This is a genomic window from Paraburkholderia ultramafica (assembly GCF_902859915.1).
Lineage (GTDB): Bacteria > Pseudomonadota > Gammaproteobacteria > Burkholderiales > Burkholderiaceae > Paraburkholderia > Paraburkholderia ultramafica.
Genome location: NZ_CADIKK010000027.1, coordinates 23,565 through 37,055, shown reverse-complemented (window position 1 = coordinate 37,055; position 13,491 = coordinate 23,565). Strand labels below are relative to the sequence as shown.

At 61.5% G+C, this 13,491-nt stretch carries 13 protein-coding genes; 9 read left to right on the top strand and 4 right to left on the bottom strand.

Features of this window, described 5'->3' with window-relative positions:
* Window positions 1–182: 182 nt before the first annotated feature.
* From HV744_RS25325 to nadC, 3 genes are all read left to right on the top strand, one after another.
* Window positions 183–1,379 (top strand): DesA family fatty acid desaturase, encoded by a 1,197-nt coding sequence (locus HV744_RS25325; RefSeq protein ID WP_175152118.1) that lies wholly within the window; start codon window positions 183–185, stop codon window positions 1,377–1,379.
* A gap of 130 nt (window positions 1,380–1,509) precedes the next feature.
* On the top strand, window positions 1,510–2,649 hold the full coding sequence (nadA, locus tag HV744_RS25320) for a quinolinate synthase NadA (RefSeq protein ID WP_175152117.1): 1,140 nt from the start codon (window positions 1,510–1,512) through the stop codon (window positions 2,647–2,649).
* Window positions 2,649–3,560: a carboxylating nicotinate-nucleotide diphosphorylase gene (gene nadC, locus HV744_RS25315; RefSeq protein ID WP_175152179.1), complete on the top strand. Its 912-nt coding sequence runs from the start codon at window positions 2,649–2,651 to the stop codon at window positions 3,558–3,560. The genes nadA and nadC overlap by 1 nt, the downstream gene beginning before the upstream one ends.
* 90 nt (window positions 3,561–3,650) lie before the next feature.
* Here nadC and nadB read toward each other — a convergent pair whose 3' ends face one another.
* The 4 genes from nadB to radC form a co-directional block, all read right to left on the bottom strand.
* Window positions 3,651–5,249 carry an L-aspartate oxidase gene (nadB, locus tag HV744_RS25310; protein WP_175152116.1) on the bottom strand — a complete coding sequence of 533 codons (1,599 nt, stop codon included), beginning with the start codon at window positions 5,247–5,249 and terminating at the stop codon, window positions 3,651–3,653.
* A 245-nt stretch (window positions 5,250–5,494) separates the two neighbouring features.
* Window positions 5,495–5,662, bottom strand: a complete 168-nt coding sequence (rpmG, locus tag HV744_RS25305; protein ID WP_007180630.1) for a 50S ribosomal protein L33 — start codon at window positions 5,660–5,662, stop codon at window positions 5,495–5,497.
* A 10-nt stretch (window positions 5,663–5,672) separates the two neighbouring features.
* Window positions 5,673–5,906 (bottom strand): 50S ribosomal protein L28, encoded by a 234-nt coding sequence (rpmB, locus tag HV744_RS25300; protein WP_007180631.1) that lies wholly within the window; start codon window positions 5,904–5,906, stop codon window positions 5,673–5,675.
* A gap of 250 nt (window positions 5,907–6,156) precedes the next feature.
* Entirely contained in the window at window positions 6,157–6,936 is a 780-nt protein-coding gene (gene radC / locus HV744_RS25295; RefSeq protein WP_175152115.1) for a RadC family protein, read from the bottom strand.
* Between the two features lie 193 nt (window positions 6,937–7,129).
* Here radC and HV744_RS25290 point away from each other — a divergent pair, with 193 nt between their 5' ends.
* The 6 genes from HV744_RS25290 (at window position 7,130) to HV744_RS25265 (ending at window position 13,485) form a co-directional block, all read left to right on the top strand.
* The gene (locus tag HV744_RS25290; RefSeq protein WP_175152114.1) at window positions 7,130–7,585 is read left to right on the top strand and encodes an FKBP-type peptidyl-prolyl cis-trans isomerase; all 456 of its coding nucleotides are present in this window, start codon (window positions 7,130–7,132) and stop codon (window positions 7,583–7,585) included.
* A gap of 2 nt (window positions 7,586–7,587) precedes the next feature.
* Window positions 7,588–8,547, top strand: coding sequence for a 4-hydroxy-3-methylbut-2-enyl diphosphate reductase (ispH, locus tag HV744_RS25285; RefSeq protein ID WP_175152113.1), 960 nt, complete (start codon window positions 7,588–7,590; stop codon window positions 8,545–8,547).
* A gap of 542 nt (window positions 8,548–9,089) precedes the next feature.
* Complete coding sequence (locus HV744_RS25280) at window positions 9,090–10,289, top strand: branched-chain amino acid ABC transporter substrate-binding protein (RefSeq protein ID WP_175152112.1); 1,200 nt, start codon at window positions 9,090–9,092, stop codon at window positions 10,287–10,289.
* A gap of 229 nt (window positions 10,290–10,518) precedes the next feature.
* Window positions 10,519–11,469 (top strand): branched-chain amino acid ABC transporter permease, encoded by a 951-nt coding sequence (locus HV744_RS25275; RefSeq protein WP_175152111.1) that lies wholly within the window; start codon window positions 10,519–10,521, stop codon window positions 11,467–11,469.
* A gap of 26 nt (window positions 11,470–11,495) precedes the next feature.
* A complete protein-coding gene (locus HV744_RS25270) occupies window positions 11,496–12,665 on the top strand; it encodes an ABC transporter permease subunit (RefSeq protein WP_175152110.1) in 1,170 nt (389 codons plus the stop codon).
* Window positions 12,666–12,684: 19 nt separating this feature from the next.
* On the top strand, window positions 12,685–13,485 hold the full coding sequence (locus HV744_RS25265; protein WP_175152109.1) for an ABC transporter ATP-binding protein: 801 nt from the start codon (window positions 12,685–12,687) through the stop codon (window positions 13,483–13,485).
* Window positions 13,486–13,491: the final 6 nt, after the last annotated feature.

The following is a 13,491-nucleotide window of genomic DNA, read 5'->3' as shown; positions in this document are numbered from 1 at the left end:
GCAGAACTAAATTTAGCTCCGGCGGGCTTGCTTCTCTTGATACCGCACAAAAAATCCCTATTTGTTACAAACACTTGGAACGCTTCGAGTAGAATGTCGTCCAATCCCGCTGTATGCTTTCACTTTCTTGACACGCGCATTTCGCGTGTGTCTCGTGTCTCTCGTTCCACAGGTAAATTGCCTTGTTGAATTCTTTGCTCGCTTTCCTTGCCCACGGCCTGTTGCACTTCTCGTGGTGGCAACTCGTCGTGTATACGCTGGTCGTGACGCACATTACGATTATCGGAGTGACGGTCTATCTGCACCGTTGCCAGGCGCACCGCGCGCTGGAACTGCACCCGATCGCCAGTCATTTTTTCCGCTTCTGGCTGTGGATGACCACCGGCATGCTGACCGGCCAATGGGCCGCGATACACCGCAAGCATCACGCCAAGTGCGAAACCGAAGAAGATCCGCACAGCCCGCAAACGCGCGGCATCTGGAAGGTGCTGCTCGAAGGCGCGGAACTGTATCGCACCGAAGCGAAAAACGAAGAAACGATGCGCAAGTTCAGTCACGGCACGCCGAACGACTGGATGGAACGCAACGTGTACACCAAGTACCCGATCCTCGGCGTGAGCCTGATGATGGTGCTGAACGTCGCGCTGTTCGGCGTCGTCGGTCTGACGATCTGGGCCGTGCAAATGGTGTGGATTCCGTTCTGGGCCGCTGGTGTGGTCAACGGCCTCGCGCACTTCTGGGGCTATCGCAACTTCAACTCGTCGGATGCGAGCACCAACATCTTCCCGTGGGGCATCATCATCGGCGGTGAAGAGCTGCATAACAATCATCATACGTATGCGACGTCGGCCAAGTTGTCGAACAAATGGTACGAGTTCGATATCGGCTGGATGTACATCCGCATCATGTCGGCGTTCCGTCTGGCCAAGGTGAAGAAGGTCGCGCCTACGCCGCGTCTGACCACCGGCAAGCTGGTGCTCGATCAGGATACGCTGCAAGCCGTGCTGGCCAACCGCTACGAAGTGATGGCCCGCTACGGCAAGGCGCTCAAGCGCGCATATCGTCAGGAGCTCGCGCATTTGAAGGAAGTCGGCGCGCGCGAAAAGTATCAGGTCATGCGCGGTGCCCGCACCTGGTTCCATAAAGAAGAAGCGGGGCTGGACGAGCCGCAGAAGCGTCTGTTGCCGCAGATTTTCGCGAACAGCCAGAAGCTCAAGACCTACATCGACATGCGCAATGAACTCGCGGCCATGTGGGAGCGCTCCAACGCGTCGCGCGATCAGTTGCTGATCCAGTTGCAGGACTGGTGCCATCGCGCCGAGCAGAGCGGTATCAAAGCGCTGCAGGATTTTGCGATGCGACTACGTCGTTATGCTTGATCGCGAAATCCATTAAAATTTCGTTACGTCACAAAACCCCGCGTTGGCGGGGTTTTGCTTTTTGGGCCGCGGAAACTGCAACGATACGAGATTGACGGTCCGCGGCGGCAGAGCGAAGGCAGAGGAGATCATGGATCAGCAGACGATCAGGACGGTCGAGTACGATCGGCCGCAAGCGCAGGGCACGACCTGCGGGATCGGGCAGGCGTGGGCGAAGGTCCCCGACATGCCGTCGGCGGAAGAGAAGGTGGCGCTGAAGGCGCGCATCCGCGCATTGCTCGAGCGCGAAAAAGCCGTGCTTGTCGCGCACTATTATGTCGACGCGGAATTGCAGGAGCTTGCCGATGAAACCGGCGGCTGCGTGGCCGATTCGCTGGAAATGGCGCGTTTCGGGCGCGATCACGCCGCCCAAACGCTGGTGGTGGCAGGTGTGCGCTTCATGGGCGAGACCGCGAAAATCCTCAGTCCGGACAAGCGCATTTTGATGCCGGATCTCGACGCGACTTGTTCGCTCGATCTTGGCTGCCCGGTGGACGAATTCTCGGCCTTTTGCGACGCGCACCCGGATCGCACGGTGGTCGTGTATGCGAACACTAGCGCGGCGGTCAAGGCGCGCGCGGACTGGATGGTGACGTCGTCGATCGGGCTGGAGATCGTCGCCGATCTGCACGCGCGCGGCGAAAAGATCATCTGGGCGCCGGACCGGCATCTCGGCAGCTATATCCAGAGCAAGACCGGCGCGGACATGCTGCTGTGGCAGGGCTCGTGTCTCGTGCACGACGAGTTCAAAGGCATCGAGCTCGATTTGTTGCGCGCCGAATATCCGGGCGCGAAAGTGCTCGTGCATCCGGAATCGCCGGCGAACGTGGTCGCGCAAGCGGACGTGGTCGGCTCGACCACCCAACTGATCGACGCCGCGCAAAAGCTCGACGCAACGCATTTCATCGTGGCGACCGATCTCGGCATCCTGCACAAGATGCAGCTCGCGGCACCTGGCAAGACGCTGATTGCCGCGCCGACGGCGGGCAACAGCGCGACCTGCAAGAGCTGCGCGCACTGTCCGTGGATGGCCATGAACGGCCTCGCGAATCTGGCCGACGTGCTGGAGCGCGGCCACAACGAAATCTTCGTCGATCGTGCGATCGGCGAGCGGGCGCGTCGGCCGATCGACCGGATGCTGGACTTTGCCGCGCGTCACAAGAAGCGCGTGCAGGCGAGCGGCGATCTTGCGCGTGACGCGCAACTGTATTCGAACGTGGGGGCGGCGTGATGGGGGCGGTTGAAGGGGAAGTTGAGCGCAATCAGATCGACGCGGTGTCGCCGCTGTTCGCTGAGATTCACGCGCAGTACGGCGCGGCGTTCGATGCTGCGTTGGCACGCAACGTCGCCGATGCGCTCGCCGAAGATGTCGGTGCGGGCGATCAGACAGGCCGCCTTGTTCCCGCCGACGACGTGCGCGACGCGCGCGTCATCGTGCGCGAGGATGCGGTGCTGTGCGGCGTGCCGTGGTTCAACGCGGTGATGCTTCAGGTCGATCCGCGCATCGACGTGCAATGGCGTTACCGCGAGGGGGATCGGATGGCCGCGGACACGCCGGTCTGTGAAATGCGCGGACCGGTTCGCGCGCTGTTGACCGCGGAGCGCAACGCGCTGAACTTCCTGCAATTGCTATCGGGCGTGGCGAGCGCAACGCGCCGCTATGTCGACGCGATCGCTCATACGCGCACGCGCATTCTCGACACGCGCAAGACCTTGCCGGGCTTGCGGCTGGCGCAGAAGTACGCGGTGCGCGTGGGTGGCGGGGCGAATCAACGGCTCGCGTTGTACGACGGCATTCTCATCAAGGAAAACCACATTGCCGCCGCGGGCGGCGTGGGTGCGGCAATGGACGCGGCGCTCGCGTTGAATGCGGGCGTGTCGATCCAGATCGAGGTCGAGACGCTCGAGCAACTGGAAACCGCGCTAGCTCATCGCGCGCAATCCATTCTGCTGGACAACTTTTCGTTTGATGCGATGCGCGACGCGGTACGTATCACAGCGGGGCGCGCGGTGCTGGAGGTGTCCGGCGGCGTGAACTTCGAGACCGTGCGGACGATCGCGGAAACGGGCGTCGATCGCGTCTCGCTCGGGGCGCTGACCAAAGACGTACGCGCCACGGATTACTCGATGCGGATCGTTTGACGCAAGCGCTGTGGCGGTAGCGATCAATGACAATGGCCATCGCCGGATCACTTCGGCGATGGCCTTTTCGTTTGATTCAGCTCGACACAGTCACACGTTGCGATTACGCACGTGCTCCGGCGACAGAACCGTCGGCAGCGCTTTGGGCAAAGTTGCCGGCCAGTCGCGGCTGAAGTGCAGGCCACGGCTCTCACGCCGTGAGCGCGCACCCTCGACGATCAACGATGCGACGTCGACCAGATTGCGCAGTTCGAGCAGATCGCGGCTGACCTTGAAGTTCGCGTAATACTCGTGGATCTCGTCACGCAGCAGCGCAAGCCGGTGCTTCGCGCGCGCCAGCCGTTTGTCGGTGCGCACGATGCCGACGTAATTCCACATCAGCCGGCGCAGTTCGTCCCAGTTGTGCGCGACCACCACTTCTTCGTCGGGATCGGACACGCGGCTTTCGTCCCAATCCGGCAGCGGCGCATGGACGGCGGCGCTGAAACCTTCTGCCTCGATGGCTTGCGCGGCGGAGCGTCCAATCACGAGACACTCGAGCAGCGAGTTGCTGGCAAGCCGGTTCGCGCCGTGCAGGCCGGTGCAGGACGTCTCGCCAACAGCATAGAGGCCCGCGAGATCGGTGCGGCCCGCCAGATCGGTCACAACGCCGCCACACGTGTAGTGCGCGGCCGGCACGACCGGGATCGGTTCCTTGGTGATGTCGATGCCGAATTCCAGGCAGCGAGCCAGAATCGTCGGGAAATGTTCGCGCAGGAATTCGGGCGGTTGATGGCTGATGTCGAGGTACACGCAGTCGATGCCGCGCTTCTTGATTTCGAAATCGATCGCCCGCGCGACGATGTCGCGTGGCGCGAGTTCGGCGCGCTCGTCGTGGTTCGGCATGAAGCGCGTGCCGTCCGGCAACTTCAGGATGCCGCCTTCGCCGCGCACCGCTTCCGAGATCAGAAACGACTTCGCGTACGGATGGAACAGGCAGGTCGGATGGAACTGGATGAATTCCATATTCGACACGCGGCAGCCGGCCCGCCACGCCATCGCGATGCCGTCGCCGGTCGCGGTGTCAGGATTGGTGGTGTAGAGATAGACCTTGCCGGCGCCGCCGGTGGCGAGCACCGTATGCGCTGCTTCAATCGTCACGGTACGGCCGCTTTGCAGATCGAGCGCGTACAGACCGTGACAACGGCGGCCTGGCAAGCCGAGCCGGTCCGACGTGATCAGGTCGATCGCGTAGTGATCTTCGAGCAGCGTGATATTCGGGTGGCAGCGCACCCGTTCGCTGAGTGTGGCGACTACTGCGTGGCCGGTCGCATCCGCGGCATGAATGATCCGCCGATGACTATGGCCGCCTTCGCGCGTCAGATGAAAGCCGAGTTCGGCTGCGTCGTCTTTGGTGAACGGCACGCCTTGCTCGATCAGCCATTCGATCGCGGCACGCCCATGCTCGACGATAAAGCGCGTCGCGGCCTCGTCGCACAGGCCGCCGCCGGCGATCAGCGTGTCGCGCACGTGATTTTCGATGCTGTCCGCCGAATCCAGTACCGCGGCGATGCCGCCTTGCGCCCAGTCGCTTGCGCCTTCGGTCATCGATCGCTTGGCGACCACTGCAACCCGCCGGGTCTCCGCAAGATTGAGCGCAACGCTCAAACCAGCCAGACCGCTACCGACAATCGCCACATCGAATTCCATTGCCTACATCTCCGTCTTTCGTTTTGCCATGACGGCGCGCATCCGCGCGCCGCTAAAACAAGCAAGGATACGCGCGGCGACGGACGAGCGAAAGCTGGCCAAACGGGATAAGACTATTCGCGTGAGCGACGAGTGAATAAACAACGTGGAGGTGACGCAACAACGACGCCCGGAAAACAAAAAAGCCTCGCACGAATGCGAGGCTTTTCTGCATGTTTTTGCCTTCGTCAGGCAGGAGCCAAGATTTACTTAATCTTGGTTTCCTTGTACTCAACGTGCTTACGGACGACCGGATCAAATTTCTTGATCAGCATCTTTTCCGGCATGTTGCGTTTGTTCTTCGTCGTCGTGTAGAAGTGACCCGTGCCTGCGGTCGATTCCAGCTTGATCTTGTCGCGTGCGCCTTTCGCCATGATTTACTCCTTAGGCTTCACCGCGTGCGCGCAGATCTGCGAGCACAGCGTCGATACCGTTCTTGTCGATCAGGCGCAGGCCGGCGTTCGAAACGCGCAGACGCACCCAACGGTTTTCGCTTTCCACCCAAATGCGGCGGTTTTGCAGGTTCGGCAGGAACCGGCGCTTGGTTTTGTTGTTCGCGTGGGAAACGTTGTTGCCGCTCATCGGCGCTTTCCCAGTTACTTGGCATACGCGTGCCATGAGAGCACTCCTAATACGCTAATTCTGAGTTCGAACGCCGTGAAAGTTTCCCGAAAAGAGCCGTGCTGAAGTTCTTGATTACGTTCTTGAACTAGAGTTGCTTGGCCTTTCCGGAACGCCTTGATGGCTTCGGAACAGGGGGTTGGAAATAGGCAAACCGGAATTATAGCGGAAAAAAAGCCGCAAAATCAAACCTTATTTGCGATCCCGGACACGGCGCACCGCTGTCGCGGCCCTGATCCTTGCGCTGTCACGGCCAGCCGGCGCGGGCGAACGAGTAGACGCTGTCGGCGCCGATCACCAGGTGATCGATCAGTTGTACGTCGATGAGCGCCAACGCGTCGCGCAGCGTGTGCGTCAGGCGGCAGTCGCTGGCGCTCGGCTGGACGGCGCCGGAAGGGTGGTTATGCGCGACGATCAGGCTGGCGGCATTCACGCTCAGCGCGCGCCGCACGATTTCGCGAGGATACACCGCCATGCGCGTGAGCGAGCCTTGCGCACTTTCCTCGCAGCGTATCAGCCGGTGCCGGGCGTCGAGAAAGAGCGACACGAAAACTTCCTGCGGACGGCCGCCGATCAGCAGGCGCAGATAGTTTTCCACGGCTTCGGGCGAGTTCATCAACGAGCGCCTGCGCATTTTATCGACCAGCGAGCGGCGCGCCATTTCCATGATCGCGAGCAGTTGGGCCTTCTTCGCCGGCCCGATCCCGCGGATGCCGTCGAAGTCTGTGTAGGTCGCGTCGAGCATCGCGCGCAGCGAGCCGAACCGCTCGAGCAACGAGCGCGCGACGCTGAAGACGTCATGGCCGGGCAGGCCTGAGCCGAGCACCAGCGCGATCATCTCGGTATCCGATAGCACGCCGGGCCCCTGATCGATCAGCCGCTCGCGCGGCATGTCGCTTTTATGCCATTTGCCGCGCAGCAGCGCTGGACGGCCCGGCGCACCGGCCGCCGTGACGGTGTGCGGCAGAGGCGCGGGCAACGCCGCTGCCACGGGTAGATCGTCAATTGTGCTGACGTAATCGGCCATATAGATAGAATCCTCCGCTCCGGTTGGTGGCGCAGCGCGACGTTGCGGCCCGGCCGCGATGCGCGCGAGTGACCCAAGCCGCCGCCCGCTATGTGGCTTACAATAGTCACTTTGCGCACGGCACCCCGATGGTTTGCCACACGCGTCGTCTGCGGCGCACGCGTGCAGCGCGCTTCGACTGAGCGAGCACTGCATGAGCATCATCGACATTTCCGAGGTGAAACCCGGTTCACACGTGACGCTTCACTACCGGCTTTCCCTTGCCGATGGCGCCGAAGTCATCAATACGTTTACCGACAAGCCGGCCACGCTGCTGCTTGGCGCCGGTCAACTGGCGCCGCCGCTGGAAGATATTTTGCTGGGTTTGAAGGTGGGCCACCATTCGACCTTTCGGCTAGCCCCGGGTCAAGCGTTCGGTCCCCGCAATCCGGAACTGATTCAACGCGTGTCGCTGGCCACGCTGCGGGAAAACAGCATGATCGGCGAGGATTTTTCGCCGGGCGACCTGGTCGAATTCAACGCGCCGGGCGGCGGGCGCTATGCCGGTGTTCTAAAAGAAGTCGGCGAGACGTCGGCCCTGTTCGATTTCAACCATCCGCTTGCCGGCCAGGCGCTGGCGTTTGAAGTGAAAATCATCGGGATTCTGTAAACATGAGCATCACGGATACGACTCTTGCCGAAACCGAGATCCTGCTGGCGCAGCCGCGTGGATTTTGCGCCGGCGTCGATCGGGCGATCGAGATCGTCGAGCGGGCCATCAAGCTGCATGGGTCGCCGATCTACGTGCGCCATGAAATCGTCCATAACGCCTACGTGGTCGAAGACTTGCGCAAGAAGGGTGCGATCTTTATCGAGCGGCTGGAAGAAGTGCCGCCCGGCAATACGGTCATTTTCAGCGCGCACGGCGTGTCGAAAGCCGTGCGGTCGGAGGCCGAGTCGCGCGGTCTGCGGGTGTACGACGCCACCTGTCCGCTCGTGACCAAGGTGCATATCGAAGTCGCGAAGATGCGCCAGGACGGCTTCGACATCGTCATGATCGGCCACAAGGGCCACCCGGAAGTCGAAGGGACGATGGGGCAGGCGGGCGAGGGCATGCATCTGGTCGAAGACATCGAAGACGTGCAGGCATTGCAGCTGGCCGATCCGTCGCGGATCGCGTTCGTCACGCAAACCACGCTGTCCGTCGACGATGCGGCCGAAATCATCGGCGCGTTGAAGGCCAGGTACCCGTCCATCCGTGAGCCGAAGAAGCAGGACATCTGCTACGCCACGCAGAATCGCCAGGACGCGGTGAAGTTCATGGCGCCGCAGTGCGACGTCGTGATCGTGGTCGGCAGTCCGAACAGCTCGAACTCCAACCGGCTGCGCGAGCTGGCCGAAAAGCTCGGCGTGCCTGCCTATATGGTGGATTCGCCCGATCAGATCGATCCGGTCTGGGTCGAGGGCAAGCGCCGTATTGGCGTAACGGCCGGTGCTTCGGCGCCGGAGGTGCTGGCGCAAGCGGTGATCGCCCGGTTGCGCGATCTCGGGGTGCGCAATGTGCGCGCGCTCGACGGTATCGAGGAAAACATCGCGTTTCCGCTGCCGCGCGGACTGGGTCTGCCGGCCTGACAATTCGCGGACCGTGTTGAAAGGAAAGCGCGCCCGAGGGCGCGCTTTTTTTACGCCCGCAACTCGGCGGGCTCGCGGAAAATAAAGTGCCATATCATCGCGTTCGAGCGGTTTAAGTGATCTCGCGCACAATTTATTTTGAATTGTGATCCGGTTTTTTATCGATTTCCCAGTGATGCGTCCCCGTTTCTACGACGCCAAATCAGTTGCGCTGAATTTTGACGCACTAAAATAGTGCGTGATCCTTGATATCGGCGAAAACGTAATACTTAACGCGAAGCATGGTGCAATCGGGCATCGGACCGATTCGCCGCAACACTTGATGCCATTGGATCCTGCGGTGGTGCAACTGATGCACGAAAAACAGTCGCAACCAGGTTGCTCCTTTTAGCGGATTTTGCCTCCAAACTAAGGTTGCAATGCAGGAAAACCCTGCCGGTTCAACAATATTGCCAGCCGTAAAATTGGAGTTACAATGCGCGCGTTCTCAAGGCCTTAAGGTCCCGAACAATGGATTTTGCAAGGCGCAGGAGACCTACTTAATGCGAGTCAAATTTGCTTACGCCGTGTCCATCGCGACAGCGGTTGCGATGTTGACCGCGTGCGGCAAGAAGCAGGATGGCGAGTCGGCAGCGGCTGCATCGGCGGCCGCGGTTGCAGTGGCCCCCGCTAGTGAAGCGACTATCGTGAAGATCGGTCATGCGGCCCCTTTGACAGGCGGCATCGCACATCTCGGCAAGGACAATGAAAACGGCGCGCGTCTGGCGGTCGAGGAAATCAATACACAGGGTTTGACGATCGACGGCCGCAAGATCCAGTTGCAGCTCGACGCGCAAGACGACGCGGCGGACCCGAAAGCGGGGACCGCGGTCGCGCAGAAGCTGGTCGACGATCATGTGGTCGCGGTGGTCGGGCATCTGAATTCGGGGGTGTCGATTCCAGCTTCGAAGATCTATAGCGATGCGAGCATCGTGCAGATCTCGCCGTCGTCGACCAACCCGGCGTACACGCAGCAGGGTTTCAAGACGACCTATCGGGTCGTCGCCACCGACGCGCAACAAGGTCCGGCGCTCGCCAATTACGCCACGAAGGCGTTGGGCGCCAAACGCATCGCGATAGTGGACGATGCAACCGCCTACGGTAAGGGGCTCGCGGACGAATTCGCGAAGACCGTTGAGGCGAGCGGAGCGAAAGTCGTCGCGCGGGAAGCGACGAACGACCGGGCCACGGATTTCCGGGCCATCCTCACAAAGATCAAGAGTGTTCAGCCGGACGTGATCATGTTCGGCGGCATGGACGCAACGGGCGGGCCGTTTACGAAGCAGGCGGCGGCGCTCGGTATCAGGGCAAAAATCCTTGGCGGCGACGGCGTGTGTACCGACAAGGTGGGTGAGCTGGCGGGTACCGCCGTGCAAAACCTGGTCTGTTCGGAGGCGGGACTCGCGCTTTCGAAAATGGACCGGGGAGCGGCCTTCGAAAAGAAGTACGAGGACCGCTTCCACACGCCGGTGCAGATTTACGCGCCGTTCACGTATGACGCTGTGTACGTGATTGTCGATGCAATGAAGCGCGCTAATTCGATCGAGGCGCCCAAGGTGCTGGCTGCGATGCCGTCGACCGATTACAACGGGGTAATCGGTCACATCGCGTTCGACGACAAGGGTGATTTGAAAGAGGGCGCCATTACGCTTTACGACTTCAAGGACGGCAAGAAAGCAGTTCTCGACGTCGTGAAGATGTGATGACGGGATGTTTAGCCTGACGGCACCGAAACCACCCAACGGTGCCGTTTTTGCATCCGTCCACGGCGAGCCCCCGACCGCATCCCGGTCGTCAGGGCGAACCGGCGGCGGATAACCCTTACCGGTCTTTTACATCAGTACCCGCAGTGCCGTTGAGATTCCGTAGCGCATCACCGCCCACCGGCTGATGAAGAACGCGAATCCAGTCGCACGGGCTAAGGAGCATTAAATGGATATCTTCATCCAGCAGATCCTAAACGGACTGGTGCTTGGCAGCGTTTATGCCATCATCGCACTGGGCTATACGATGGTTTACGGCATCTTGGGCATCATCAACTTCGCTCACGGCGACGTGTTGATGGTGGGCGCGATGGTTGCGCTCTCCGCCATAGGCGTGCTGCAGAACCACTTCCCCGGCCTCGGCAACGTGCCGACGCTGATCATCGCGCTGAGCATCGCGGCGGTGGTCTGCTCGCTGGTCGGCTACACGATCGAGCGCGTGGCCTACCGGCCGCTGCGCAAGGCGCCACGTCTCGCGCCGCTGATCACCGCAATCGGTGTGTCGATCCTGCTGCAGACCCTCGCGATGATGATCTGGTCGCGCAACCCGCTGCCGTTCCCGCAGCTGTTGCCCACCGACCCGATCAACGTGATCAAGGCCACCGACACGACGCCTGGCGCCGTGATCTCGATGACCGAAATCGTGATCATCGTGGTGGCGTTCCTCGTGATGGGCGGTCTGCTGCTGCTCGTGCACAAGACCAGGCTCGGCCGCGCGATGCGTGCGATCGCCGAGAACCCGGGCGTCGCGAGCCTGATGGGCGTGAACCCGAACTTCGTGATTTCGGCGACCTTCATGATCGGCTCGGCGCTCGCCGCACTGGCCGGCGTGATGATCGCGTCCGAATACGGTAACGCACACTTCTACATGGGCTTCATCCCCGGCCTGAAAGCCTTTACCGCGGCGGTGCTGGGCGGTATCGGCAATCTCGGCGGCGCGATGGTGGGCGGCGTGATCCTCGGCCTGATCGAACAGCTGGGCGCCGGCTATATCGGCAACCTCACGGGCGGTGTGTTCGGCAGTAACTATCAGGACGTGTTCGCATTCATCGTGCTGATCATCGTGCTGGTGTTCCGTCCGTCGGGTCTGCTCGGCGAACGCGTTGCGGATCGCGCTTGATCCCGGGCCATAAGGAGTAAACAGACATGACCTCAATTCAACCGATCGAGCCGTCGACGACGCTCATCCCCGAAAAGAACCTCACGAAAACGCTGATCGTCGGCATCATCACAGCGATCTTCGTGATCGCCGCACCGATGATCATCGGCGCGGCCGGCGGCAACTACTGGGTCCGCGTGCTCGACTTCGCGATGCTGTACGTGATGCTCGCACTGGGCCTGAACGTGGTGGTCGGCTTCTGCGGCCTGCTGGACCTGGGCTACATCGCGTTCTACGCGATCGGCGCCTACACGGCCGCGTTGCTGTCCTCGCCGCACCTCGGGACACAGTTCGAGTGGATCGCGCATCTGGCGCCTCATGGCCTGCACGTGCCGATCTGGATCATCGTGCCGATCGCGATGGCGTTTGCCGCGTTCTTCGGGATTGTGCTCGGTGCGCCGACCCTGCGTCTGCGTGGCGACTATCTCGCGATCGTGACCCTGGGCTTCGGGGAAATCGTGCGGATCTTCATGAACAACCTCGACCGTCCGGTGAACATCACCAACGGCCCGAAGGGGATCACGGGGATCGATCCGGTGCAGGTCGACGGTTTCAGTCTCGCGCAGACGCACTCGCTGTTCGGCTTCCAGTTCCCGTCGGTGTACGCGTACTACTACCTGTTCGTGCTGTGCGCGCTGCTCGTGATCTGGACCTGCACGCGCCTGCAGCATTCGCGGATCGGCCGCGCATGGGCCGCGATCCGTGAAGACGAAATCGCCGCCAAGGCGATGGGGATCAACACCCGCAATGTGAAGCTGCTGGCGTTCGCGATGGGCGCGTCGTTCGGCGGCCTGTCGGGCGCGATGTTCGGTTCGTTCCAGGGCTTCGTGTCGCCGGAGTCGTTCACCTTCTGGGAATCGGTCGTGGTGCTGGCGTGCGTGGTGCTCGGCGGGATGGGCCACATTCCTGGCGTGATTCTCGGCGCGGTGCTGCTCGCGGTGTTCCCGGAATTCCTGCGCTCGACGATGGGTCCGCTGCAGAACATGATCTTCGGCCACGAAATCGTCGATACCGAAGTGATCCGTCAGTTGCTGTACGGCCTCGCGATGGTCGTGATCATGCTGTACCGCTCGGAAGGCCTGTGGCCGTCGCCGAAGCACGAAGACAAGATTGCGAAACTGGCGAAGCGCAGCGGCAAGAAGCCGGTGCGTGCCTGAGGCCTGGGGGAGAAATCACATGAGCGATAACGTTAGCAACAACGTGGGCAGCGACCAGATCCGCCTGTCGGTGAAAGGCGTCAACAAGCGCTTCGGCGGCTTGCAGGCGCTGTCCGAGGTCGGCCTGCAAATCAAATCCGGCCAGATCTACGGCCTGATCGGCCCGAACGGCGCCGGCAAGACGACTTTCTTCAACGTGATCACGGGTCTGTACACGCCGGATTCGGGCGAGTTCAAGCTCGACGGCATCGAGTACACGCCGACGGCGGTCTACCAGGTGGCGAAGGCGGGCATCGCCCGCACGTTCCAGAACATCCGTCTGTTCGGCGGCATGACCGCGCTGGAAAACGTGATGGTCGGCCGGCACGTGCGCACCAGGCACGGCCTGCTCGGCGCGGTGTTCCAGACACCGGCCGAACGCCAGGAAGAGCGCGAGATCAAGGAACGCGCGATCGAGCTGCTCGACTACGTCGGCATTACGCAGTACGCGGACTACACGTCGCGCAACCTGTCGTATGGCCACCAGCGTCGTCTGGAAATCGCCCGCGCATTGGCGACCGATCCGAAGCTGCTTGCGCTCGACGAACCGGCGGCCGGCATGAACGCGACGGAAAAAGTCGAGCTGACCAAGCTGCTCGACAAGATCCGCTCGGACGGCAAGACGATCCTGCTGATCGAACACGACGTGAAACTCGTGATGGGTCTGTGCAACCAGATGACGGTGCTCGACTATGGCAAGGTGATTGCGCAAGGTTTGCCGCAGGACGTGCAGAAGGATGCGAAGGTGATCGAAGCTTATCTGGGTGCGGGAGTCCACTGATGTCCA

Coding starts and splice junctions, on each gene's coding strand:
- nadA (WP_175152117.1), top strand. CDS start 1,510: ATGGATCAGCAGACGATCAGGACGGTCGAGTACGATCGGCCGCAAGCG.
- nadC (WP_175152179.1), top strand. CDS start 2,649: ATGGGGGCGGTTGAAGGGGAAGTTGAGCGCAATCAGATCGACGCGGTG.
- nadB (WP_175152116.1), bottom strand. CDS start 5,249: ATGGAATTCGATGTGGCGATTGTCGGTAGCGGTCTGGCTGGTTTGAGC.
- rpmG (WP_007180630.1), bottom strand. CDS start 5,662: ATGGCGAAAGGCGCACGCGACAAGATCAAGCTGGAATCGACCGCAGGC.
- rpmB (WP_007180631.1), bottom strand. CDS start 5,906: ATGGCACGCGTATGCCAAGTAACTGGGAAAGCGCCGATGAGCGGCAAC.
- radC (WP_175152115.1), bottom strand. CDS start 6,936: ATGGCCGATTACGTCAGCACAATTGACGATCTACCCGTGGCAGCGGCG.
- HV744_RS25290 (WP_175152114.1), top strand. CDS start 7,130: ATGAGCATCATCGACATTTCCGAGGTGAAACCCGGTTCACACGTGACG.
- ispH (WP_175152113.1), top strand. CDS start 7,588: ATGAGCATCACGGATACGACTCTTGCCGAAACCGAGATCCTGCTGGCG.
- HV744_RS25280 (WP_175152112.1), top strand. CDS start 9,090: ATGCGAGTCAAATTTGCTTACGCCGTGTCCATCGCGACAGCGGTTGCG.
- HV744_RS25275 (WP_175152111.1), top strand. CDS start 10,519: ATGGATATCTTCATCCAGCAGATCCTAAACGGACTGGTGCTTGGCAGC.
- HV744_RS25270 (WP_175152110.1), top strand. CDS start 11,496: ATGACCTCAATTCAACCGATCGAGCCGTCGACGACGCTCATCCCCGAA.
- HV744_RS25265 (WP_175152109.1), top strand. CDS start 12,685: ATGAGCGATAACGTTAGCAACAACGTGGGCAGCGACCAGATCCGCCTG.